General features: G+C 39.3%; 21 protein-coding genes. 5 read left to right on the top strand and 16 right to left on the bottom strand.

Annotated elements, in window-relative coordinates; translation table 11 throughout:
- Positions 1-63 precede the first annotated feature (63 nt).
- Complete coding sequence (locus CTN07_RS23225; protein ID WP_197574034.1) at positions 64-171, top strand: YegP family protein; 108 nt, start codon at positions 64-66, stop codon at positions 169-171.
- Between the two features lie 71 nt (positions 172-242).
- On the opposite strand, the gene CTN07_RS08100 is transcribed toward CTN07_RS23225, so the two are convergent.
- Genes CTN07_RS08100 through CTN07_RS08090 form a run of 3 tightly spaced genes read right to left on the bottom strand, consistent with a single transcriptional unit; the run spans position 243 to position 1752 of the window.
- Positions 243-629 carry a hypothetical protein gene (locus CTN07_RS08100; RefSeq protein ID WP_036765791.1) on the bottom strand — a complete coding sequence of 129 codons (387 nt, stop codon included), beginning with the start codon at positions 627-629 and terminating at the stop codon, positions 243-245.
- Positions 629-826 (bottom strand): hypothetical protein, encoded by a 198-nt coding sequence (locus tag CTN07_RS08095; RefSeq protein ID WP_036765792.1) that lies wholly within the window; start codon positions 824-826, stop codon positions 629-631. The genes CTN07_RS08100 and CTN07_RS08095 overlap by 1 nt, the downstream gene beginning before the upstream one ends.
- Before the next feature lie 56 nt (positions 827-882).
- The gene (locus tag CTN07_RS08090) at positions 883-1752 is read right to left on the bottom strand and encodes an LAPAL motif-containing putative phage structural protein (RefSeq protein ID WP_005305668.1); all 870 of its coding nucleotides are present in this window, start codon (positions 1750-1752) and stop codon (positions 883-885) included.
- Positions 1753-2435: 683 nt separating this feature from the next.
- Between CTN07_RS08090 and CTN07_RS08085 the strand changes: the two genes are divergently transcribed.
- Positions 2436-3032, top strand: coding sequence for a Rha family transcriptional regulator (locus CTN07_RS08085; RefSeq protein WP_005305671.1), 597 nt, complete (start codon positions 2436-2438; stop codon positions 3030-3032).
- A 43-nt stretch (positions 3033-3075) separates the two neighbouring features.
- Here the strand turns inward: CTN07_RS08085 and CTN07_RS08080 are convergent, their stop codons facing one another.
- From CTN07_RS08080 to CTN07_RS08060, 5 genes are read right to left on the bottom strand one after another with little or no spacing between them, the layout of a single operon-like run.
- The gene (locus CTN07_RS08080) at positions 3076-5139 is read right to left on the bottom strand and encodes a heavy metal translocating P-type ATPase (RefSeq protein WP_005305674.1); all 2064 of its coding nucleotides are present in this window, start codon (positions 5137-5139) and stop codon (positions 3076-3078) included.
- Positions 5139-5441, bottom strand: coding sequence for a YtxH domain-containing protein (locus CTN07_RS08075; RefSeq protein WP_036765794.1), 303 nt, complete (start codon positions 5439-5441; stop codon positions 5139-5141). The genes CTN07_RS08080 and CTN07_RS08075 overlap by 1 nt, the downstream gene beginning before the upstream one ends.
- The gene (locus CTN07_RS08070) at positions 5438-5737 is read right to left on the bottom strand and encodes a magnetosome protein MamC family protein (RefSeq protein ID WP_036765796.1); all 300 of its coding nucleotides are present in this window, start codon (positions 5735-5737) and stop codon (positions 5438-5440) included. The genes CTN07_RS08075 and CTN07_RS08070 overlap by 4 nt, the downstream gene beginning before the upstream one ends.
- On the bottom strand, positions 5730-6440 hold the full coding sequence (locus tag CTN07_RS08065) for a YtxH domain-containing protein (RefSeq protein ID WP_005305680.1): 711 nt from the start codon (positions 6438-6440) through the stop codon (positions 5730-5732). Before CTN07_RS08065 ends, CTN07_RS08070 begins: the two co-directional genes overlap by 8 nt.
- Entirely contained in the window at positions 6437-6769 is a 333-nt protein-coding gene (locus CTN07_RS08060; RefSeq protein WP_080551776.1) for an HMA2 domain-containing protein, read from the bottom strand. The genes CTN07_RS08065 and CTN07_RS08060 overlap by 4 nt, the downstream gene beginning before the upstream one ends.
- Before the next feature lie 141 nt (positions 6770-6910).
- Between CTN07_RS08060 and CTN07_RS23220 the strand changes: the two genes are divergently transcribed.
- A complete protein-coding gene (locus tag CTN07_RS23220; protein WP_036765797.1) occupies positions 6911-7273 on the top strand; it encodes an HMA2 domain-containing protein in 363 nt (120 codons plus the stop codon).
- Positions 7274-7316: 43 nt separating this feature from the next.
- On the opposite strand, the gene CTN07_RS08050 is transcribed toward CTN07_RS23220, so the two are convergent.
- The 4 genes from CTN07_RS08050 to CTN07_RS08035 all read right to left on the bottom strand — a co-directional run bounded on the left by CTN07_RS08050 (position 7317) and on the right by CTN07_RS08035 (position 12526).
- On the bottom strand, positions 7317-7766 hold the full coding sequence (locus tag CTN07_RS08050) for a hypothetical protein (RefSeq protein ID WP_036765798.1): 450 nt from the start codon (positions 7764-7766) through the stop codon (positions 7317-7319).
- 580 nt (positions 7767-8346) lie between these two features.
- Complete coding sequence (locus CTN07_RS08045) at positions 8347-9084, bottom strand: DeoR/GlpR family DNA-binding transcription regulator (protein WP_036766055.1); 738 nt, start codon at positions 9082-9084, stop codon at positions 8347-8349.
- A gap of 74 nt (positions 9085-9158) precedes the next feature.
- The gene (locus tag CTN07_RS08040; protein ID WP_005305684.1) at positions 9159-11582 is read right to left on the bottom strand and encodes a formate C-acetyltransferase/glycerol dehydratase family glycyl radical enzyme; all 2424 of its coding nucleotides are present in this window, start codon (positions 11580-11582) and stop codon (positions 9159-9161) included.
- A gap of 2 nt (positions 11583-11584) precedes the next feature.
- Complete coding sequence (locus CTN07_RS08035; protein ID WP_005305685.1) at positions 11585-12526, bottom strand: glycyl-radical enzyme activating protein; 942 nt, start codon at positions 12524-12526, stop codon at positions 11585-11587.
- Positions 12527-12771: 245 nt separating this feature from the next.
- Here CTN07_RS08035 and CTN07_RS08030 point away from each other — a divergent pair, with 245 nt between their 5' ends.
- Positions 12772-13446, top strand: coding sequence for a fructose-6-phosphate aldolase (locus CTN07_RS08030; protein ID WP_005305688.1), 675 nt, complete (start codon positions 12772-12774; stop codon positions 13444-13446).
- A 317-nt stretch (positions 13447-13763) separates the two neighbouring features.
- Here the strand turns inward: CTN07_RS08030 and CTN07_RS08025 are convergent, their stop codons facing one another.
- Positions 13764-21896, bottom strand: a complete 8133-nt coding sequence (locus CTN07_RS08025) for an LPD5 domain-containing protein (RefSeq protein WP_005305691.1) — start codon at positions 21894-21896, stop codon at positions 13764-13766.
- Positions 21897-22160: 264 nt separating this feature from the next.
- Here CTN07_RS08025 and CTN07_RS08020 point away from each other — a divergent pair, with 264 nt between their 5' ends.
- Positions 22161-22559, top strand: coding sequence for a hypothetical protein (locus CTN07_RS08020; protein WP_036765800.1), 399 nt, complete (start codon positions 22161-22163; stop codon positions 22557-22559).
- Positions 22560-22598: 39 nt separating this feature from the next.
- Here CTN07_RS08020 and CTN07_RS08015 read toward each other — a convergent pair whose 3' ends face one another.
- Genes CTN07_RS08015 through CTN07_RS08005 form a run of 3 tightly spaced genes read right to left on the bottom strand, consistent with a single transcriptional unit; the run spans position 22599 to position 24541 of the window.
- Entirely contained in the window at positions 22599-23921 is a 1323-nt protein-coding gene (locus CTN07_RS08015; RefSeq protein WP_005305693.1) for a hypothetical protein, read from the bottom strand.
- 12 nt (positions 23922-23933) lie between these two features.
- Positions 23934-24173 carry a hypothetical protein gene (locus CTN07_RS08010; RefSeq protein ID WP_036765802.1) on the bottom strand — a complete coding sequence of 80 codons (240 nt, stop codon included), beginning with the start codon at positions 24171-24173 and terminating at the stop codon, positions 23934-23936.
- Positions 24173-24541, bottom strand: a complete 369-nt coding sequence (locus CTN07_RS08005; RefSeq protein WP_036765803.1) for a hypothetical protein — start codon at positions 24539-24541, stop codon at positions 24173-24175. Before CTN07_RS08005 ends, CTN07_RS08010 begins: the two co-directional genes overlap by 1 nt.
- Between the last annotated feature and the right edge of the window lie 5 nt (positions 24542-24546).

The following is a 24546-nucleotide window of genomic DNA, read 5'->3' as shown; positions in this document are numbered from 1 at the left end:
TACTTTGAAATTCATGACATCGCGTAGCCGTATTGGTTTATGCTCAAAGCAGCAAATGGATAAGTGATCGCCCGCAGTGAGATGTATTCTAGCAAGTTGGCAGCAGAAAGCGGCGTGGCTTCGGTTCAGAAAAACAGCGCATCTAAAAGTATACATGATGAAACAGAATAGATTGAACAGATTAAAAAAAGCGCCATTAATGACGCTTAATATTTATGACAATAATCAGAAAAAACAATAATTTATGATACCTTAACTCTAGCCATTTCAGTATCAAGTAATTGTTTTTCTAATTCCGCTATCCACTGAGGGTCCCGATTACTAGTACGAGCTTTCTTCAGCCTTTTCTCAAGAAATTTTATTCTTTTATCTAGTTGCCGTTCAGTCTTTAATTCTGCGATTGTTCCATAACCAAACCATGCACAAAAAACTTGCGATAACCAGAATAAGACTCCAACTAGTATAGGAATAACAGAAGCTATTAATTCTTTGTTTATACTAGGATAATGTGCAGATACAATTTGATTAGCAATAACGATGAGGACTGTTGATAGTCCTCCGACAGAAAGACTAGGGTTGAGGTTTGGTTTATTTTGAGAAACAGGGGTTTCATGTGTTAACTCACCCATTAATCCATAACCCTTATCTTTTCATGTGATAAAATCATCTTAACTAATTCTTCATCACTGGATAACTTAACTGTTTTTCTAACGATTGAACCATCTTCTTCTTCAATCTCCAAAATAACACTTTTTTTAGGGTAAATTGCTACGATGAGCGCACGTCCAAAAGAGCGAGACATAGTGAATAGCCAAGGCCAAGCCATTATGCTACCTATAACTACTATTATCGATTCTGAAACTGTGAGAACATTATTCATAACTAACCATTTTTACCTAACTGCCGTATCATCTCTTCAATATAATAGCTAATAGTTACAGAACCATCTGCTTTCTTTTTTTCAACTGTCAATAATTTAACTAAAGAAGGTTTTGTTTTTGAAAATTCTTCATAACCTTTGTTAATACGATCACGAAATGCAGTATCTCGCATTCTAACAGATACAATTTCTCCAGATGGTAGTGCACATTTCCATCCTGTAGGGCCGTCGAAGTTTACCTGAGAAAAATGAATTGTCACTTGTTTTACATCATTAATTACTTCTTCTAGTGTCGTACGAGGAATCGACTGAAAACTTTGAGCAGACTCTCCATCAACACTTAATATAGGTTGATTATTTTCATCTTTTAAAATGAATTTACTATCTTTATCACCAGATAATGGGTTATTGATCACTTTCGCCAAATCACTTCTAACAATAGGGTCTGTTACAATATCGGCCACTTGTTCCGTACATTCGACAAATGATCCATTACTAAGTTGTAATTGATATTGCTGGTCTTTCTTTTTTATTTTGGCAATTATTTTATTGTCTTTTATTTGCTCTAAAGCTCCAAAAACTGTTCCACCAATAATTGGCGTACCCATTGTAATACCTAAAATGTCTAAAATATCTAATCCATTCTGATTAACCCATGCTACAAACTCAACAACAAATGATCCTTCTTCATGGGCTTTAACATTTAATTTAATATTGGCATCTTCACCATTAACTAACCTATTCGATGTTTTTATAACTTTTGCTAAGCTTAAAATAGTGTTTCCTAAAAGTTCAGCATCTATCGTATGTTCTTTTGTCGATGGCATATCATAAGAGCATTTGAAGACTTTCTTTATTGCATTATCATTCATCAAAAATTTGCCTATATCTAACTTATCGTGTACTTAAATGCATATTCATTTTCATTCCATAAAAGGATAAATGCAGATAAATTCTTTTCTTTAATATTAAAAATGAATATACAATCATGAATCCGCTATCTATAAATTCCTTTTTGATATTATAGAGAGATCTTTGCTAATATCCGTGCAGATAAAAAATATATTTAATGTTCAATATAAAATAAGAACTATTTCGTAATTTTAAAAATATACTTTCTCATGCCTATAAAACCGTACAATGATATTGTATTTAACAACTCGATATCATGACATTGATAACGTTTTTTAACTTCTATTTTTCTCAACGTACTGAAAAGTCAAACTGTTGATGTTGATTTATACAATTTGCCCAAAACATAACAATTAGATAAAGTCACTATTGACACCTTTCTTATCACTACCCTATTATGTGAAAGCATTAGCAAAATCTAATGTCGGGATTGAGACCCCGTATGATCTACAGGCGTAATAACGCCAGCATATGCTGGTTTTTTATTGCGGCGCTCTTGCACATCTGAATTATGGTGGGCTGAGTGAGGCTATCTTCGGATAGGCCGTTTCCTGTAGGCGGTAGTCTCAACCTTGCTCAGTTCACCACCCAGTGATTGAGACCTCTGAGTGGTGATAATAGATAATCACTACAGGAGGCTATTATGCCTAGTCAAAATGTATTATCAATTGCCCAACTTAGTCCCTCAGATCTTGTTTTTCTCTCTCCTGACAATGATCTTGTCACTGATTCCATGTCTATTTCAAAGCACTTCCACAAGCAACATAAAGACATATTAAGAAAGATTGAAACCCTTGATTGCTCAGAGATTTTTACATCAGCGCATTTTTACGCCCATGTTCGAAAACTCGATATTGGAAACAATGCAATTCGAGATTCTAAGTACTACCAAATGACCAAAGACGGCTTTATGTTTTTAGTGATGGGGTTTACTGGAAAGAGAGCAGCTGTCATAAAAGAAGCTTACATCACTGCGTTTAATTTGATGGCTGAACAACTCAAGAAACAATCTGCTTTTCTACCTTGCCACAGAACACTGACCGTATTTGAAAATGGTCAACCGATAGAATCCAAACTTGTTCCTAATGATGCGTTCATCATCAGTAAATCTAAACTCCCTTCCCTACTACAAGAAGGAAATGTATTTACTGTCGATGAACTGTTGGAGATTGCGAATAGTGCCAATAGAAAGATAGCTGAACTTGCGAAGATTCATGGAAAGCCGTTGGTGCAGAAGTAGATGGATGTTAGCCCCTGAGAAGGGGCTAAATATTATAGATAGGCTATTGGTATTTTAAGCTAGCAGAGCGACTTAAAATAGATAACGTTGTGCCATTATGAAGTAATGCACTCATGGTTGGACTAAGCCATCCCATTGCTGCAGCTAGCATGATGCCACTGTTAACGTACTCAGCAATCTTAATATTCGAGTTAATAACATTCATTGCGATATCTGCTAACTCTTTAGCTTCTGCTAATCCATGTAGTTGGTCACGTAGCAAGACAACATCAGCGACCTGTCTAGCCAATTCTGTACCTCGACACATAGCAACGCCAACATCAGCAGCGGTTAATGCTGGAGCATCATTCACCCCGTCACCAACAAACATGACTTTTCTACCTGACGCTTGTAGCGACTCGACAATTGTAGATTTTTCAGATGGTACTGCTTCTGCAAAAACACGATCGAGCTTAAGTTCTTCAGCGAGAATACTCGCTTTAAACTTGCTATCGCCGGTCACCATAATCAGCTCTTTGACTCCAAACTGACGAAGTATACTTAGCGTTTCAAGTGCATCTTCGCGTAAATGGTCTCGAAGTCCAATCATGCCAATGAGAATATTTTGATGCGAAATAAATATAAGATGACGACCTTTCGCTTCATACTCTCTAATTATTTGCTCAAAAGATGAAAAATCGACATTTTCATGAACCTCTAAAAAATGTCGACTCCCCATCACTAACTCATGTTCATTTAAAGTACTTCTTAAACCATGAGCAATAACATATTCAACTTCCCCATGTTCAATATGAGGTAATTGGTTATGTTTTGCTGCGTTTACTACAGCTTGAGAAAGAGGATGATTACTATGCTCTTCAACAGATGCAGCAATAGCTAATAGATCTCTTGCTGAGTTAGATTCACATAATGGAATAACATCAGTAACTTGCATATCGCCATGAGTCAGTGTTCCTGTTTTATCAAAGACGCACGTATCTATGTTTACCAGCTTCTCAATTGCGCTACCTCCTTTAAAAAGGATCCCTTGTTGAGCAGCTCGATACATAATCGACTTAAATGTAACAGGCGTACTGAGTTTAAGAGCACATGAATAATCGACAAGAAAAACAGAAGCAACGCGATTAATATCTTGAGTTAATGCAAATACTGCGGCACCAATACCTAAAGTGATTTTCACTCTTCGGTTAGCCATATCCTGGGTAACTTGCTGAATTTCGCTCTTTTCACTCAAGGAATCATAAATAAGTTTAGCAATTTTCGCAGTTGTAGCTTCACTGCCAACCTTGTCTACGCGAACTTGAATGGTACCTTCATGAATACTTGTACCCGAATAAACAAAAGCCCCTTCTTCACGACGAACAGGAACGTTCTCTCCAGTTAATGAAGACTGGTTAACTAAAGCGGTACCTTTAATTATGGTTCCATCAACAGGAATAGAAACACCAGGAGAGAGCTCTATAACGTCTGCGACCTCTAATTCAGTTGAATTGATTTGCGAGCGAGTACCGTTTTGAATTCGCCAAACGATCGACTCCTGTGGACGCATCAAATCAGCCAATAATTGATCACTATTTCGGCTAGTTTTTTGCTCCATATATTCGCCAAGACTAATCAGACTCTGTGTCATCATCGCTGTACGATAGTCTTTTCGCCACGCAGAAAGGCCTACAGCAATTGCATCAAGAACTTCAACCGAGACCTTTTTTTCCTTCAGGTCACGAGCACCAGCAAACAACGTAGGAGCAATCAATACTGCTGTTGATAATGTTCCCCACTTACTTGGTAAAAGTGCTGCAGCAATCGTCCCAATCACATTCATCGCAATATCACCACGAGTGAATTTGTGTTCAGGATCACTGTCAATTGTAGCGTTAGATAAATCTAATTGATTTAGCCTTTCTTCAACAACCTTTGCATGAAGAAGCTGTGTATCGTACTCAATAACAACAGAATAAGCAGACTCATTTACACGAACATCGCTGATCCCTTGAATTGCTAATAAACTGGTTTCAATCCAGCTACCGACACCTTGGTGGAATCTTAGTGATGGCACCTTGAAACGAATTCGTCCTGGAAAGTGATGCTTAACCTGAATCGAAATCATTACTCGCCTTTATGTAGGTTTCTATAATATTCTAGTTCCGCTTGAGTATCTTCTAAGCGCTCTTTAAGCTCTTCAACCTCACCTCGAACTGCTGACCAGGCTTTTTCACCAGTATTAGCAACACCTTGTTGGAACTTTTTGTTTGTTAATAGATAAGCGACAGCAGCTCCAGCAGCTAAGCCCATCATAAAGTGTGTTTTTGAATTTTGCTTCTTGTATGGTTGTTCCACTGGTGTATCTGCCACCTGATTTGGTTGTTGATTCCCGTAATAAGGATAACCGTAAAAAGGATTATTGTTCATTTCTTAGATTCCGATACTTGATCCAATAAATAGAGGCCAGCAGCCCCCACACTGAGAATTGTCAACATTGAAAGAGCTGGACGACCGGCCATTTTTTCAGCCACATAAGTTGTGGCTCCTGCAACTGCTGCCGTTTTTATAGCCGATTTAGCAACAGAAGCCGTCATCTGGTTTGTGTTGATATTACCAGCTTTATAATCTTTCCAATGATTAACGGCAGTTGCACTACCACCCGCAATAGCACCAACAAGCATAGCCCTACTCGCAACATTGCTATTATTCGTTGCATTACTCATTAGTTTTTACATCTGGTTGTGATGAATCATCTGAAGTAGGAGCACTCTCAGTTTTATGACGCTCTACAGATTCTTGGAAACCTTGTTTTCCTGCTGCATAAGTTTCTTTGAAAATTTCACTACCTGTTGATACATTTTCTTTTACTGTGCTAGCTGTATTCATAGCGCCTTCTTTTACACTTTCGCCACCAGATTTCAGCATACTACCAGCCCCTGAAACTAGCCCCATCAGCTTTCCTCTTACATTCTCATTACTTAGAAGTAGAGCCGCTGCAGCGCCAACCATTGCGCCTTTCCAAAATTCTTTATCATTCATACCAAAACTCCCTAAAATTTCTTTAAACGTACCGGCATCTTCACCTAAAGCACCATCAAGCATTGCTTGAGCTTGTACATACAAAGGATGATCCTCTGATGGTTCAGGTGACTGCGATTCTTGTGTTGGTTGCATCATTCCTGGTTGATGCCAGTGATTAGGAGGAAGCATCCCATGATATGGATGAGCTCCCATTACTGGCGGCATCTGAAAAGGATGACATAACCCTGGATGTGGAAACGGAGGAAAATTATGAAATGGCGGCATCGGTGGTACTTCACCATTTTGCATATTTGCCATATATATCTTCGTCATTTCCATCTGCATATCCATCATAGCTTTGTAGTAAGCTTCATATGGATTTGTATTATTTATTGAGTCGCTCACGAACGCTCTCCATTTAAATTAAGTTGTTGGGCGATCGCATAACATGCCCGTTCTGCAATTTGCTCTGATTCTGAGAATAACTCATCAATAGACTGATATTTAACAATCGAGTAGTCATATTCAATAACAATACTGCCTGTCGCATTATTTACGGTATAACTCGTAAATGCAGGTATTGAAGCAACAACCTTCTCAATATCACTCTTACGGAAACTAGCAAGCTGAGCAACGATACCAAGCTTGTACTTTAATCTAATTCGTCCTGGGATATGATGGCCAATCGTTACCCATTTTCTAAGTTTTAAGGCCTGCTCAACGTATGTTCTCATGGAATAAGTATATGACGAAATATTCTTTGTTTATTGAAAAAAATTAACCAAATCACTAACTCATCACAAATATTTTGCGCTTTTTTGAATTCAATGATAATGTTGCGAATGTTAATAGTTATCATTTGAGTTAAAACTATCATGAATACTTACATTCACAAAACAAATCATAGACTTAGAGTCAGATCTGACTATATCAAAGAACATCCTTTAGAGGTAGAGAACCTAATCCTTAAGCTACAAGAAATTGATACAATACATGAAATAAAGTACAAGAAATATGCAGGTTCAGTGGCAATTCATTTTGATAAAAATGAGTTAGATTGTGAAAGCTTACTAGAGATTCTTGAAAGTCATCATTGGACACAACAAAATGAGAAACCATCTATAGTAGAAAAAGCAGTAGTTAGTGGTACTAAGAGTCTTGTGAAGGGGCTAACAGGTATTGCATTAACTCGATTGGTTGGTCCATCAATGAGTCGAGTGCTCATGAATTTAGCTTAATCACTATTGATTATTAACCAATGATAACAACAACCGTAAGATATTAATTTAGTTTGAATTTTTTAGCTGCACATTTACAAATACCATTGCTAAGTGCTGGACATCGCTTACAGGGTGGCGATTTGAGAGGAAGATAGCCAATAGACCGAACTGATAATGATTGAGCATCCTTATATTTGGTTTTTTGCTTAGTTACACGAATATCATCCTCTCTAGTCGAAAATGTCATGTCAACGATACCGCTGGCATTATCAAACCACGATAAAATAGGCTTTAGAGGAACTGCCAACTCATAAGCCGCACTTAACGCAGCTTGATTTGTAACTTGTACCAAATCATCAAATAATGCACTTCTTTTAAAGTTATCACCAACTGAGCCCTTGTTTCTAGACTTACTGCCCTTTTCTAAATTTAATAGCTTTTTTTGCGACGATGAGAGCACTTTTTTTACTGCTTTCTTCTTTAGTTTTTTAAGTGTTTTTTTTGCGCTCATAACATCATCTCTTCACATATAACTGACGCAATTTATCACATTATTAATTGTAAACAAATCTCATTATCGAATAATAAACGATCAATCTATATTTTTATGGACAGCAGTCCTCTCGATAATCTACCGAGACAAAGATCACTTATGAAATAGACTTCTGACGCATTACAAAAAATATCATAGCAAAGTTTTACGTTTATTTGATTTCGCTCAAGTACAGTCCATAGAGAAATCTAGAATACACAAAGCAAATGAAAACAATTAGCATTTTTATTGTGGTAATTTAAGGGAGTAGCCAAAATAAATCATTAACCTGTTGTTTTTATTGTTTATTTTAGATTGAACATAAATTACTAATAGTCAAGCACTTGGAGTTCTTATTAAGATTTTGGTTTGGCAAAAAGAAAACAGAAACAAAAGAACGATCAACTTCAAATTCACTATTTGGAGCGGATCTAAACACAGAACATAAAATTAAGACCATCGTACAAGATGATAAAGATATTGCTTATTTTTGAACAGACAATTCTAAATAACACATTCAATCTTTTTAGACTGAATGTGTTGACAGGAAAACTTATACTTAAAAGATGACTTCAACATTATTGTTTTTGAAAAACGTAAGGTCACCATCTGATATTCCACTATCGGTAACCAATATGTTGATATTATTAGTTTTACCTATAGTCGATGGATAAATTTGCCCAAATTTACTTGAGTCTGTTAAAACAATATTACGGCGATTCTTAGTTAAGATAACAGAAGCTATTTCCGCTCTCATCATATCCCTACTGGTAAAACCTGTATCCTGATGAAACCCATCTACGCCTAAGAAAGCGGTACTAAAGTTGATGTTTTCTATACATAATTTAGTCAAAGGGCCAACTAAACTTTCACCATGATGTTGGTAAACACCTCCTAATAAAATCACGTTAGCAGAAGTATTTCTTATCAAATGAGCAATATATGCCGAGGGAGTAATAATTGTGACGTCTCCTCGTTCGGCTAATAGTCGAGCAAGTAATGCATTTGCACTTCCGCCCTCAATAAGAACCGTCTCATTAGGAGTAACTAAATCTGCAGCTTTAATTGCTAATGACTGTTTTACATCAAAACATATTTCTAAGCGGGTATCGATATCATCAACATGATTGACGACTGCGGCACCATGAATACGCTTTAAATACCCTTCTTTTTCTAAAAAATTCAAATCTTGACGTATTGTAACTCCAGAAACGCCAATAATTTCTGATAGTTCAGATACTTGTATTCTTTTTCGATGATTAACCATCTGAAGGATTTCATTACGTCTTTTGTTCATAACATTAAGCTCAGAAAAAGGGAGAGGTATTATAATACCTCTCCCTTTCATTTGAAATCAAAACGAAACAACAATTATAATGAATGTTCAGTACGTGCGATGATGTCATCTTGCGCGTCTGGTGATAGCGCGGTGAAGAAGGCTGAGTAGCCTGCAACTCGCACAACAAGATCACGATATTGCTCTGGGTTCTTCTTCGCGGCTAACAAGGTTTCACGAGAGACGATATTGTACTGCACATGCCAACCTTTGTGGTGGTTGAAGAAGGTACGAATCAACATAGAGAGCTTGAGCTTATCTCCTTCAGACTCAACCGCTGCTGGACTTAATTTCTGGTTAAGCAGCACGCCACCCAGGATCTTATTCGCTTGGATTTTACCAACCGAGTTGTACACTGCCGTAGGACCTAAACGGTCTGAGCCAGAAGATGGGCTTGCACCCTCTGCCAATGGCGTTTTCGCTTTGCGACCGTCTGGCGTTGCCATGGTTGAAGCACCGAATGGAACGTTTGCCGAAATACTTGATGTTCCCGCATAGTAACCGCCGCCAATTGGACCACGTCCATGACGCGTATTGACGAACTGCTCTAGTTCATCAATGTACACTTGGTACGCGTCTGCCAGTAGTTGGTCTACTGAATCATCATCGTTACCGTATTTTGGTGCATAGTTGATAAGACGTTGGCGAAGTTGTTCGTTCTCCATGCCTTCAAAATCTTCAGCCAATGCTTTTGCTAGCTCTGGTTGGGTGATTTGCGCATCATCGAAAACAAGGTGTTTAATTGCTGCTAGGCTATTACCCAAGTTTGCGATACCGACTTGCAAGCCAGATACCCAATCGTATTTCGCGCCACCTTCTTTCACGGTTTTACCACGAGCCAAACAGTCATCTACCAGCGTTGAACAGAAGATGTCTTGTGCTTGCTGTTCAAGTACGCTGTCGACTACCGTATCAATCTCAATCGATTTACGCGTGTAATAGCGAATTTGCTCTGCCCAAGAAGCTGTTACTTGTTCGAAGTTTTCGAAATTGCCCTTTGCCAAAGACTTGTCATGCGGTAAGAAAGCTTTACCCGTTGTTGCGTCCACACCTTCGTTAAGTGCTGCCAACAGGATACGAGCAAAGTTAATGAAGCTCATGCCCGTACAACGGTAACCCCATTTGCCTGGAACTGCCGTCTCGATACAGCCGATAGATGCATAGTTGTAAGCGTCTTCTTTCTCTACGCCAAGTTTGATGAATTCAGGAATGACAATCTCGTCATTGTTGAACGCAGGCATACCGAAGCCACATTTAATCACTTCAACACAGCCCATCAGGAATTCTTGGTTTAAACCTTCATGGTAACGCACACTCAAGTTAGGTTGCGTAGAACGTAACTGACCACAAGATTCCAGAATAGCCCAAGAAAGTGGATTCACTGCGTCTTCAGGCTCTCCCTGTTCATTCAACTTCTGACCGCCGATACACACATTCTGGTACAGCGGAGAACCTGCCGATGCTTTTGAGTGCGCGCCAGAACGAATCTTATTCACTTCAAGCAGCTTCAACCAACAGCTCTGTAGCAACTCTAGTGCAAAGTCTTTTTCAATCGTACCGTTTTCGATATCACGAACATAAAATTCGTTTAGGAATTGGTCCATACGACCGAAAGAAACCGAGTGACCGTTCGACTCGATTTGTAGCATCAACTGAACAAAGTAGCTCAATTGCAGGGCTTGCCAGAAGCTTTCCGGCGCATCGCTCGCGATATGACGACAGTTTGCCGCAATGCTTTCTAGCTCAGCTTTACGCAGCGGGCGCTTCTCTTCTAACGCCATTTTTGCCGCCAATTCAGCGTAGCTCATCATGTGAGCTTGAATCGCAAGCAGTACGATTTCAACTGATTTATAGAACTGCTCTTTCTGCAAGCCTTCAAAGGTCGAAATATCATTGTTAGCACGGTGCTGACGAACATCCTCTAGTAAACCGTTCATGCCTAACTTCAAGATTTTCTCATTATCCACTGCTAGGTGCGCGTCACCCGAAGTCATGTTGCCTTCGGCTTTAATGATGGTGCTGGCTAAGATTTCTTTCTGCTCATCAGTAAACAAACCATAACAACGGTCTTGAACGGTTTTACCGCGCCAGTAAGGTGTAATGCTGTGGATGCTTTGCTTATCTTCTTCAGTGACCGCAAAGCCTGCGCCAGGACGGTCGGCTAGCTCATCAATTTCCGCTTCAATCCAGCGTACTGTGTATTCTGGAAAAATAGGCGCAGCGCGCACTTTGCTCGCTTGGTTACCGACGATTAACTCATCGTGTTTAATCCAAATAGTACGAGTACGTAAATGCTCTTGCAGTGCTAGTGCTCGTTGAACAATCACAGGTTTGTCTTCGTTTGCTTGATAAGCACGAGTGTATGCCTCTGCACGTTCGGTACAAACGGGTGGCGTTACGATATTTACCAGTGCCGATTTGTGCGCTTTGATACGCTCAGGAAGGTAATTCAGGTCCATTGTTAACCTCTTACAATCACGTTAAGTTGGGTGTTTTCGCTTGCATATTGCATGGCGCTTTCTAGCAGTTCTGGTTTGTTTAATGGCTTATCAGAACACTCGTAAGGCATATCGAGCAAACGGTATTTATTGATGCCGAGTGTGTGGTACGGCAGCAAGTGAAGTTCTTGGCAGCTTTCTAGTGAAGCCGCAAAATCGATGATGTCTTTCAACTCTTCGATGGTGTCATTGAACCCCGGCACAACAGGAACGCGAATCACAATACGCTTCGCGATAGGCGCCAGTTTTCGGAAATTGTCTTTGATGCGTTTCAGTGAACCTTTCGCCCAGCTAAGAAACTTTTCTTCGTTGGTGTGTTTTAAATCCGCCAGCCAGCAATCAATATGCGGTGCGGCTTTTTCGACGTTCTTCCAAGGTACATGCATGCACGATTCAATGGCGGTAGAGACTTGGTTGTCATGCAGACGCTGTGCGAGTTCTGCCACCAAATCCGCTTGCATGAGTGGCTCACCACCGGAGAAGGTCACTCCACCTTGGCTTTGGTCGTAGAAAGCTTTGTCTTTCATTAAGATGTCGAACAACATGTCTGATTTTGCCTCTTCACCGCATACGGTCAGTGCTTGTGTAGGACAAACGTTTCTCAGCGTGATCAGTTGGTCTTCTTTGATTGCTTTGCGATTGATGATGATCTGGTTGTCGATACGTTGAATACCATCCCCCACTGTCTCACCACCCGCTGTGGATTGAGTTGTAGCTTGATAAGCAGAAACGCACAGCTGGCAATCTTCCATGCAGCTTCGCTGATCAAACAACAGTGAATACTTTTCGCTGCGACTTTCTGGGTTTTGACACCAAGGGCAAGACAAACTGCATCCTTTAAGAAAAAGAATGGAACGAATACCATCGCCATCATGGGTAGAGAATCGTTGGATATTGAAATACATCTCTGCTTGCCTCTTGGTTTGCTCTTTCACTATTTACTTATTAGTTACTTAATTCTTATGAGCTGCTCCTCTTGGTTCGAGTTGACAGCATCACTTTATTGTTCACAAATCACCCTAAATTTCATTAAATGAAATTATTATACTTTCAAATGAAATTTCAATTGATCAAAATCAAGATCTAGTTCGATTTCCAGATCTATAGTGATCTCATCATCAATACAGAGATTTTGTTTAAGGTAGAAACCATGATTGAACTTTATTTAGATACTGCTGATGTGGCAGAAGTAAAACGCTTTAACCAATGCCTACCACTGAAAGGCGTGACGACAAATCCAAGCATCTTGGCGAAGTCAAAGCAGGGACTGAATGAAACACTAGCTAGCATGCAAGAAGCACTTGGCGGTACACCTCGTTTTCACGCTCAAGTCATTAGCTCAACAGTAAACGGTATGGTGGATGAAGCACGTCAATTAAATGAATTACCTTACGATATGGTGGTAAAAGTACCCGCAACAGAAACTGGTTTATCAGCAATTAAATTAATGAAAAAAGAAGGAATTACGGTTCTTGCTACCGCTATATATTCGGCTCAACAAGGGTTCCTTGCGGCACTGTGTGGCGCAGATTACCTAGCGCCTTATGTAAATCGCATCGATGCCATAAACGGTAACGGTGTTGAAGTAGTCGCAGATCTTCAATTACTGTTAGATCAAAACAAATTATCATCGAAGATTTTGGCAGCCAGCTTCAAAAATACGCAACAAGCGATGGAAGTGATGAAGATCGGTATAGAAGCTATTACATTACCAACCGATGTGGCAGCACAAATGTTCGCTCATCCAGCAGTAAAACCTGCCGTTGAACAATTCGACGTAGACTGGAAAGGGGTATTTGGCGATAAACTTTCATTTGAAAGCTAAGGTAACGTATGAAATGTAACATGAGTAAAACACGACTCATTAGCCAAAGCATTAATGATGAAATAAAAAAAATGCTTATACATCAATTTTTATTATATTCGGCTAAAACGCCAAAGAAAAACAATTGAAGATAATAAAAAACATTTAGAATTTAAATGTGAAATTTGTAGTAATAATTGATATTAACATACAGCATAATTGATATTGCGCTGTATGTTAATCCATTGAATCAATTAAATTTTTTAGTTTCATGAAAATAATTCCGATCGGTCTTACTCTCCTTTAGCAGAATTGAAATATTTACAATTATCATATAATTACAGACTAGAGGGATATTTGAAATTAAAATCATCAATAACTGTCTTCATCTTTCTTTCAACATTCTTTATCCGAAGTTCTTTGTCTTTTGGTGGGATGTTTAGAGCGTAGATAATATCTCTTTTTTTCCGTAAATTCTTAAGCTGCTTATCTGTTGATTTGAGTATCGACATTAATTTTAACTGTTGCTTATACTGCCCTATAAAAGCCTGCCGTTTAGCGCCAGATAAACTATTAGCTTCATCAGCAATCTGCATCAATTCATCGCGTCTTTGATAGAACTTCTGCTGGTCTTCATATGGCATAACACGACCAGAGATTCGGGATAAGAATGCAACCTGACTCGGTTCTACCTCTTCACCTTCTAATCTATCTATAAGCCCTGGAACTTTTACATCGGCAAAGCGTAATGCTGCCCCACCAAGATAACCAACCATGTATTGCAAAATATCGGGGCTAACATCAATGCCTCCAGAACGAAACTCACTACCTCCAGTCACCTGATTCAACCATTTTGCGATGTACTTATAGTGTTCGCTTGTACCCATCTTACTCAAGCTACTCTCAGGCAGAGGTGTGCCAAACGGCATATTTTCTTTATAGACTTGGCCACCATAAAAGTTTTCATTAAGACCAACATCTAAAAATGGTTTGGTTATTGTCGGTGCCACATTTTGCAATATAGTGCCGGTAACTGTATTTGATTCACTCAAGCCAATTGGAGAGAAAGAACTTAATGTCGCAAGTGCAATATTTCCTGTTACTTGAGCTTTAGTTAAGTAATCACTATTAACTGCAGATTCAACACCGGAACCTAGCAAAGCGAAAATATTGTATCCGTAAGGCATTGGTATACTCCAATAGCTTCCGTCTTGTTCGCCTCCTAGTAACGACTTCATGATGATAAAGTTACGTTCTTTTACGTAATTGGGCACTTTATCAAACCAGTTCTGGCCATCCTCATCATTCCCAGCTGAGTTACGATTAGCAAAGGACAACGCAAAAGATCCTGCAACAACCCCCATTGCAATCTTTTGAGCCTGGTTTAAGTTCTTCCATTTGAGCTTCCCATCACCATTAAGCCCATACATAGTGCGCATAAAGTTTACTGAGCCTTGTACTGAGGCATTAGCAAACATATACATCGCATTAAGAGTCGTTCCCACTTCACCTCTTCTATTGAAATTGACCGTCATGTTCTTAGCAAGACTTGCCGCCTTTTTACGACTAATTCCAGATTTTCTGGCATTAACATAAGCAGAGAGTCGGACTGCATTTTCAACAGCACTGTTTAGATTTTCGATAAATCCTGTGGTAGAACTCAATAGCTTGTAAGCTCTACCCTTTGTGGTACCTGATGCCATGGCTACCATGCGATCAAGTTCTTTTGCCTGGCCGTCGACATCCTTCATATCAAACCAACCAGTTTTAGCACCATCAGACATAAAGTCCTCAAAGTAACTTTGCCATTCCTTCCCTTGAGCTGTATCGAGTGATTTCTCTCGTAGTGAGGCATAAACAGCTCTCATTGCTTTAGGAATATCTTTAATAGTATGTTTTACTACTTTTTGGCCTTTAATTTTGCCATCGTCACGGGTTTGTTCTGCTGATAAATTCAAGAATGCTGTTTGGATATCACGTGCAAAGTTACCGACCACAAACTCAGGGTTGTAAGATGTATTTACCGTTGCTAAAAATCGATTAACTTTGGCCATAGTGCGGATAACGCCATTACTAGTATCAGGTCCCATGTTCTTCATTGCATTCATCAAACGAGAGTCATGGAGCTTAATATAATAAACCTTGCCATCTTTCTTGGTTGGAAAGTAATAATCAGACATCATAGCCATTGGAACAGCTCGATCGATTACAGTCCTTTCTTTCTCACCAGTAACTGCGTTCTTTCGCTCAACAATATCAGGTACCGTATCTGGATGTTCGTTTGTAAATACCTGCCAATAATCAGGAGATGGATTATCTTGAACTAATTTCAACAGAGTATTACCTACCTCATTTTTTTGAGCTCGGATTAATTTTTCTGTTAAATCAATAATGGCATGACTGCTTGGTGATTCAGCCATAGATTGGCGACCTTTAGCTGTCTTTGATTCTTTTCCACCAATACTAAAACCTTTGCCAGTTCGCGCTGATGATGGTTCATCCTTAGCAATCCCTTTCAGTGGAACATAATGTTTATAGTGAGACTGCCAGGTATCTACTAGATCATTTGATTCAAGACCACTGGCTTTTATGACATCACGCTGTTTTGCAATCATGGCATCAATAATATGAACTAACTCATCATATTGCTTTTGTTTACCACTTTGTCTGATTTCATCTAATTTGGCTGCTGCATCCGAGTTTGTCATGCCTGAACCACCATCAGGAAACTTAGGATTAATTTTAGCAATATACGCGTTACGTTCTTGTGCATGGCGAGCAATCAAGTATTCATCCAATTTAGCTTGGTTAATATTAAACTTGGCCATCTTGTCAGCTAGAGGCTGGATATACTTTTCTTTCATTAAGCGCAAATCATTTTCAGACTTGCCATGAAATAGCTCTTCAGCTAAATAAACATCATTATTCTCATCCACTTTACCACCAGCTTGAGCGATATTTTTCTGCAGTGCTTTTAATACCTGAAATTTATCAGCCAGTTTTCTAATAGTTTGAGACTTAAGATTTTCAGTTGGAATATCAAACCCTGCGGTCGTTGTTGTCGTCGTTCCTTGAGTTATCTTGCGAACCTTATCAACGGCTGCAAGAAAAGCATCACGATCAAACAAACCATCAGCAGCTTTTGTCTTACTAAATTTTGTTCGTGATAAACGACCGTGACCGCTTTCTTTAGGGGATTCAGTTCCAGGTCCCCATTCATTAACAGATTTTATACGCTCTGTTAAAGTTTGAACTATATTGTGTAATTCAGCTTTCGTGATATCCGATTGCGACATGAGCCCAACTTTTCTTAAGGCTTGCGCAATCGAACTCACAATACGGTCATACCATTGCTGAATGGTATTACGTTCTTTCTCCGCAACATGCGCTAATACTTCTTCAACGAAACTATTCAAGTCTGAACGATTATAATGTTGTTCAAGTTCATGGATTAGTGGTTTGAGATGTTTGGATTCAAGGCCAGAGTAAACCATTTTTAAGATCCGACCATATTCGGTGTCTCCAACTACTGCACGTAGACCATGATGGACTAGAATTTCATGACGTAATTTTTTTCTAAGCTCTTTTGTATTCGCAATATTATCAGCGACGACAACAACAGACGCCGATACTTCATCATAAAACGCATTAATCTTATAACCATCAAGCTTTGCGCCTAAGATATGCTCTGCTTCAGCTTGAGTCTGGACAACTTTAATAGATACACCAGCACCACCTTTATACTGACGCAGCCAAGACTGAACAGCCAACCGAGCCTGTTTTACAGGCATACCTTTAGATGAGTTTTTAGACTCTGGAGTAAATGATTCTCTAGAAAAGAGCATGACGTGACCGTCGTCGAATTTATTCTCTTCAATCGTATTAAATAAATGATCAAAAGAGCTTCGAATATTTTTTGATTCTGCTTTATTAGGATATGGGTAAGAATTAACTAGGCTACCGTTCTCTTTAGCATCATCATTCCATTCTGGCTCTTTTACGATATTTGCTAAGAAATCATTTCTAACATTCTGATCTGCAAGTTTTGCAATAAGGTAAGACTCAAAAGAACGAGCACTCATTTCTTCTGGCGTTGACCAGTAATCCTTTGACCTTGTTTTATCTAGGTGTTTTGAACGTTTAACTAAATCACTATCATTAATAACATCCATAACGCCTTTGAAAGCAGCACGCATTTCTGCCCGAACAACCATCTCTTTACGGTCCTTCAGAGATCTTAAAGTCATCATCTCTTGTGGATCGGGATTACTCTTTAAAACATCCATTTTTCCAAAGTAATTGTCTAGCGCATGCCACCACTCATGGCCAAGCGAACCAGCACCTTTCTTCTTAGTGAGGTTAATCACAACCTTTCCTGGTTCATAGTGGGCTTTTGCGGCATTTTTGCCACCAATTCCTCGGGCACCAAAAGCTAATCCCAACTCGCCATTAAGAGAAATAGCCTTAGGCGAGATATTTAAAACTGCGGCCATATCCATTAGTGCATCATAGGCTTCATTGACCATCGTTTGGCGTTTCTTTTGATCAACCCAATTACCAAACTCGACCCCTCGAAAACCAAATACGTTAGCAAAGTCATCTGCTGATACATCACTACCTTGACGCATATCTTCACCAACACGAGGATAATTTTCTTCCCCTCGTAACGCAGGAACGTATTTCTCTCGTGCTAGTTTTTGGCTTAACCGTTCATTTTCTTCATTAAGGATTCGTCTTGCTTCTTTGATAGAATCGATTGGGCCTTCAAGATCTACATAAGAACGACCAACTTCTTTTCCGATAAAATACCCGTGGGTTTGATATTTAGTATAAATATCAAACGTAGCTAACTTGGGCTCATCTTTGGTACCGTCGATCAGTTCTTGATACTTATGTTTAAATTTCTCAATAGCTTCGGCCTGTGTATCGCCAAATGACATCATTCGTGGCCAGTGATTCAGCCCATTACTTTTGGTTGTTCGTTCCACGGTCCAAATAGTTTTAGGCGGATTGAACTGTTGTCCATTAAAAAGAGAATACTCACCTTGAGAAACAGTAAAACCAGAAAGGCTATTGTTCAATCCCATGGCTTGATAAAGCGCTGCTCGTCCCGCAATCTGGTGAGCTTCTCGGCTAGTTGAGGTTTTTAAAATAGTATCGGCTTGCTCTTTTGTTATAGAGCCATCTAATACTTTTAACGCCACTTCACGTAAGGAGTGAACATTATTAGCCCAACGTGAAACCTTATATCCACTTCGCGGTTTAGCCGTAATACTATCTCTAATTGCACGAAAAAGGCTAAGCGTATCAAGTGAGCCACCTTGGTTGAGCATTGCTTGATAATTTGGTTGTGGCCATGACTTAGATAAAGGTAAAGATTGAAGCTCTCCTTTTGTATGACCTTCAACTGTTGATGAATAAGATTCCCATATATCTTTTCGAGCTCCACCAATTTTTTCACCTACATCTTGAATATCATTTTTTACTAGATGAGGTTTTGATAGTGTTGGTTCAACTGATATTTCTTTATCTAAATGTTCTTGGGTACCTTCTTCTGTTTTTGGTGTGGATTTAGGCTCAGGTTTATTCTTTCCTAGATTTTGTTTACCTTGTTCTACTGTTTCTTTTGCTCCTGCATCATGTTCGAGTTCTGCTTTTTGCTCAGTTCGTAAAGTGCTCGTGCGTGTCCGTTCTTCAGCGCTTTTAGTATCCGTGATTTCGGTAATTGGTTTAGCGTCTTCCATGTTTGAGACTGCTTGTTGATCGGCATAATCTATTTCTCCTAATTTAGAAATTAACTGAGCGGTTGTTAATTTTCCGGCTTCATACTCTTTAATTAGATGTTCAGTAGCTTGATGATCAATTGATGATGCTTGATAAATTGAATCATCTAAAAGGCTCTCTACAGTATCTGAATATTCTTGTTCAAGATTCATACTGTAATCAGAAGTTACCCAGTCAGGTAATCCCAAGTCTTGAGATGCTTGTTTTAGTTTTTGCTCTCGTTTAGCTTGCCGAGATGCTCGACGCATATCACGTTCATTTCGTCGCGATTCGATACCCCCCGCTTGCTCAATTCGCCCAGTTTCAATAACGTCCATAGCTTCATTAACGATATCACCTTGTCGGTCACCTAATCGCTCCCCTTTAAGTGCCTTTTTAATTGCGATTTGGATTCTCTCATTACCATACTCACGAACAAGCTCCGCCAAAGCACTGCCTTTATCTGTCTCCGTAATAGCATCAGATTGATTACTATAATGTCGTTCATTGTTATCAAGCTCACCACCAACTAAATCCAACACATCATTAGCCGATAATGATTTACCCGAACGAGCGGTAAAACCATGTTCATTCAATACTTCAGCCATTTCATCAAAAGTGCGTCCACCTTTTGTGGGAAACAGCTGATTACGTTTAAAATGAGCTTCATCTATACCCTCAGATTTTGCTAAGTCACGGTTGATACCGCCTAATTTTGTGATGGCTGAGGTTACAGTATCTAATTGATGATTAACTTCTTTATTATGAGAAAGGGCACTTGATTGATCTGCCAGTTGCACTAGCTCCTCTCTATATTCGGGGCGAGTGATACGTGCAGCCCCTTTAAGATTTTGCATAGCTAATGGAATTTTATCAGCTCGACGTCTGGCTAAGTATTCTAACTCACGCCTTTGTGACTTTTTCAAACCACCATCAAACTCAGGATACCCCACTTGCTTATCATCATTATTCTGAGCCAAAACCTTAGAACGCTGATCATGTCCATAAATAACACTTGGGGGTACATCACTAAACACAATGTCATTTTTACCCTTCATATGGTGCTCAGTATCCAAAGTGGTTGTGCCATCATCCAATAGATACGTCTCATCGAACGTTTTCGGTGTTACTGATCCTTCTTTATGTGAGAATGACTGCTCTTTAGTATTTGGTTCTGACACCCGCTCATGAGTTTCTGGATCTTCATTAATTTCTTTCCCGTTACGTAAATATGCAGGAATTGAAAGATCATCAACATCATAAGATTGCCCTGTATTAAGATCAGGTTGTGGTCCAGCTTGATTTCTAAGTTCTTCTCGTAGATAAGCTGGTGCATTAAGATCATCTACGGCTTCTTCTTTTGTATAGCCATGTTGGGCATGTGTTGGTTTATCTTGAGGCTCTTCATTAAGATCACGTGTCACACTAACATCAACAGGTGTTGTTTCTGGTTCTTCATCTACTTTGTCTGGAGAACCCGTTTCACCAGTTTGTGTTTCAGGCTCTATTGCCTGCTCATGTTCTCCCCTGAGTCCACCGATTGCATTTAAACTTCCTCCACTTAAGAAGCCAAGTAATGCACCATTTGCACGTGCTTTATCAACACCTTGATTTGGATCGATATCTGAACCTAAATATTGATTTGAAACGTTATTGGAAACTTTTTGTTGAATGCCCTCTTGCATTCCTTCTAACGGAGCTTCTCGTAATCCTCCAGAAATAAACCCATGAGCAGCACCTCGCAATCCACCAGCTGTTGTTTTTAGACCTTTGAGTGCTGCATTTGCTAAAGGAACATCCCCGAGCATAGTTGCTGCCGCACTCGCTGCAATATTCTTTGGATCTGATATTGTTGCTCTAGAAGCAAAATCAGCAACACGTTCTCTTGCTAATGACAATTTTTGTCCATCAGTTAATGATGCTGTTTCTGGATTGCTATCAATATCAGAAAAGGCTTCTCTAAAATATTTAGATTCAGATAATTGATCAAAATTACTATCAAGGGCTTGTCTTCTCATATCATTGCCCTGGCTACCCAAATCAGAAGTAATGCCCGCTGTTGTTGCAGGAGCTGATTTCAGAGCATTAACTACATACGGTAGTGCTTTTTCAGCAACCGCCTTACTTGCGCCTGTTCTAATCATTGCTCGAGTTAACGCGGGCTCTAACGCTGCAAGACTTTGTCCTCTCGTTGCAAACGCTGTCGCAACGGTAGGCAGCATATAACCAACGACATTGGCAAAATTCATCCCAAATACAGCTGGATCTGATGAAAATCGCCACTCATCACCTTCTTTTGTAACGGGCATGGTTTGTGCTGCTTTCTTAGCATCAGAACTCAAGGTGTTATCAATAGAATTAGCAACTGACGACAATCCATCTCTTAATTTAGGTAAGACCTTGTCAGCAATTGGAATGATGGGGACATAAGTCATAGCATTGGCTATACCAGATACAAAACCATCGTCCTTATTCGCTTTATTTTCCAATGCCTTAACATTCTGATTTCCTATTTCGGCAATACCAGAGATTGAACGCAAGCCGGCAGATAATGTCGACTTGCCTATATCACTTATCCCAACCTCATAATTAGGTTCAGCAGGTAATCCTGAGTTTCCAAGGTCCTGCTTAGAAAATGTAGTCATATCAGTCTTTGCATTAACGGTTGCCTTAGGAGCTACATCATCACCAAGCAATTGATCATTCATACCAACCTCTTCAGTCGTAATAAAAAAGCCACTGCCCAAATAGGCAGTGGCTTGAAATAGATTTATCCATGATGGGGTTAGTTTGCCTTAGTGTTAGGCAAATAAAGAGACACAGGTCATTTCATTATTATCGATAAAAGAAACACAAAAGGGTTACAATAAAATGACACTATATGACAAATATAGACACTTAAGATCCTTAAAGATATCGCATTTAATTTATAATCGACCTTCGTAATATTAAAGGAATATGAAAAGTAGCTTATGAGAAAGAACATCTTATTACTAATTAGTATATTATTGCTAAGTGCATGCTCTTCACATCAAAAGAAAATAGATAGAATAGAGTTTACTATTGTTAAGAACCATTTAAGCCAGAACGTCACTAAAAATATTGGCGATATCAAAGTTGGCGATTCCGTTTATCTTTCACAACAGGATATTTTAAAAACCACCATCAGAGACGATAACTCCATTCTACTAGAAATATCACAAGATGCTTCTGATTCACTAAAGCAACTAACGAAGAAACATATAGGCGAGCAACTGATGACCTTGATAGATGGTAAAATAAATAGCACCGCTACAATTCAAGGATCGATAGATACCCGTTTTATAGTGATAGCACTATCTCCGGATATTAAGAATCAATATGAGTTCTAAGTCTTAAATAGTGGCTAATTATCAACTGGTTGGCCACTATCAATAAACTATGCCTCCTCTAATCCTATTTGCAATCTCTGATTCATGTTGCTCCTTTTCTCTTTCTTTTTTGCGGATCAAAGCTTGCTGATACCCCTGCTCTAACTGTTCAACACTCAAAGAACCAATATCTCTACCCGCTGATTTCATGGCCTGAAGATACTCTTGCTTAGTCCCATCACCGCTTGCCCAACGCTCTGTTGGGGTGAACTTGGTAATGGTAGTGGTTTGAGCTTTACCATACATTTTGTTCAACTTAGCCAGCATATCATCCCGTTGTTTATCTAATTGTTCTTGTTGCTCAGGGCTTACAGTTCCACCGCTATTTTTCATTAAGTCTAAAGTCGCATCACCATACCATTTAGAGATCTTATTTACTTCTCCGCGATATTCTTTATCCACTGATTTCTGAGCTTTATTATCTTTTCCAAACAATTGCTGATAAGCCTTAGATGTTGAAGCTAATCGAGCTAATTTCATCTGCCCTGAAAGGTCTTTCATTGCTTCATCTAATGGGATGACTAATGGATGGTCATTGGGATCTGAGCTACGCAGCTTCGTTACAGGTTTGACTGCTGTAGAGCCATCATCATATTTCACTTTTAGTCCTAAAACCAAACCAGGTTGATCCCCTTTGATATCTGGATTTATGTCTGACGCTAGGTGAATGTTAGCTAATTCAGCCCCTGTTACTGTTCGTTTTCCCGAATCATCTTTTGAGCCAATGACTCGATCAATATTTGATTTGTACACAACACCAATATCAGGAACAAGAGAGTCTACGTCTGCTTTCCCTGACAGTACGTTAGGTATGTTAGTGCGTAAATTATTAAAAGCATTAATTTTATCTGGCGTATAAGAGCGAACATCATACGCAGTTCCTTTTATATAATCGTTGTTTAAGATATCACTCAACTCCCCCGTTTCATTAAATCGAGTCCAAGCTTGATCAATCAAAGGAGCATTATCCTGGATAAACTGTAATCTCTTTTCTCGGTTATTTCGTTGTTGATAGTATTGTTGTTGAGCTGCATTAACAGCATTGCTCTGAGCTAACTGCTGCTTTTTTAGTTTTAACCCATCTTGATATCGACGTTCTTCTTTATCATTATTTGCTTGATCTGTTTTCAATCGTTCCTGATAACGGTCTTCATCTCGATCCCATGCCTTTTGCCGCCATTGCTCTTGCCTTTTATTTTGTTCATCAGCAAGTCTTAAGCTTCTTTCACGGTCCGCTTTACGCTCAGCTCGGTCATAATGATTTTCCATTAAATCAAAACCACGCAAAGCCCCATCCATAAAACCCCGGGTATCTATCACCATATAACCCCCAAATTAAAATAACTCACCAAGGATCAACCCTGCTCCAGCACCAAGCAATGCACCAACAGGCCCCCCAGCCATAGCTCCAATTGCTACACCTGAGCCAATAGAGCCCATAGTCTGTGTTCTTTGAGCATTTTTTAGTTGCTGATTTATCTGCTCCCGTTCCTGTTCTTGATTAGCAGCATTACGTAATCCATTTAAAGCTTGCTGGCGAGTATCTTGTCCCAAAGATAATAATCCATATGACATTACATACCTCCGATATTAATCTTCTCTCGTAATCCCATTCCTGAGTCAGAAAAAATTCCCATTGAGCGTTCTTGCTCTGATTCTCGAATGGCATTTTTAGCGCTGGCTAATCCAAGTGCCTGTCTGGCTTCAATATTCGGAGATAGGCTAGCGTCAACACCATATCTAGCCATATGGTTTATATTACTTTGGGTTGCTGAACGCATAGAATCTTGCATATTTCTGTCAACACGATTGATCTGTTCAGTTGCTAACTCTCCCGATACAGCCTTATCTAATAGCTCCTTTTGTTTGGGATAAAACCTCTGTTCCCAATCTTCATACATTTGACGAGTTATATTGGCATAAGTATCTGATGCAATACCCATATTTA

Source organism: Photobacterium damselae (genome assembly GCF_003026815.1).
GTDB classification, from domain to species: Bacteria; Pseudomonadota; Gammaproteobacteria; order Enterobacterales; family Vibrionaceae; genus Photobacterium; species Photobacterium damselae.
This window is presented reverse-complemented; position numbering and strand designations above follow the sequence as displayed.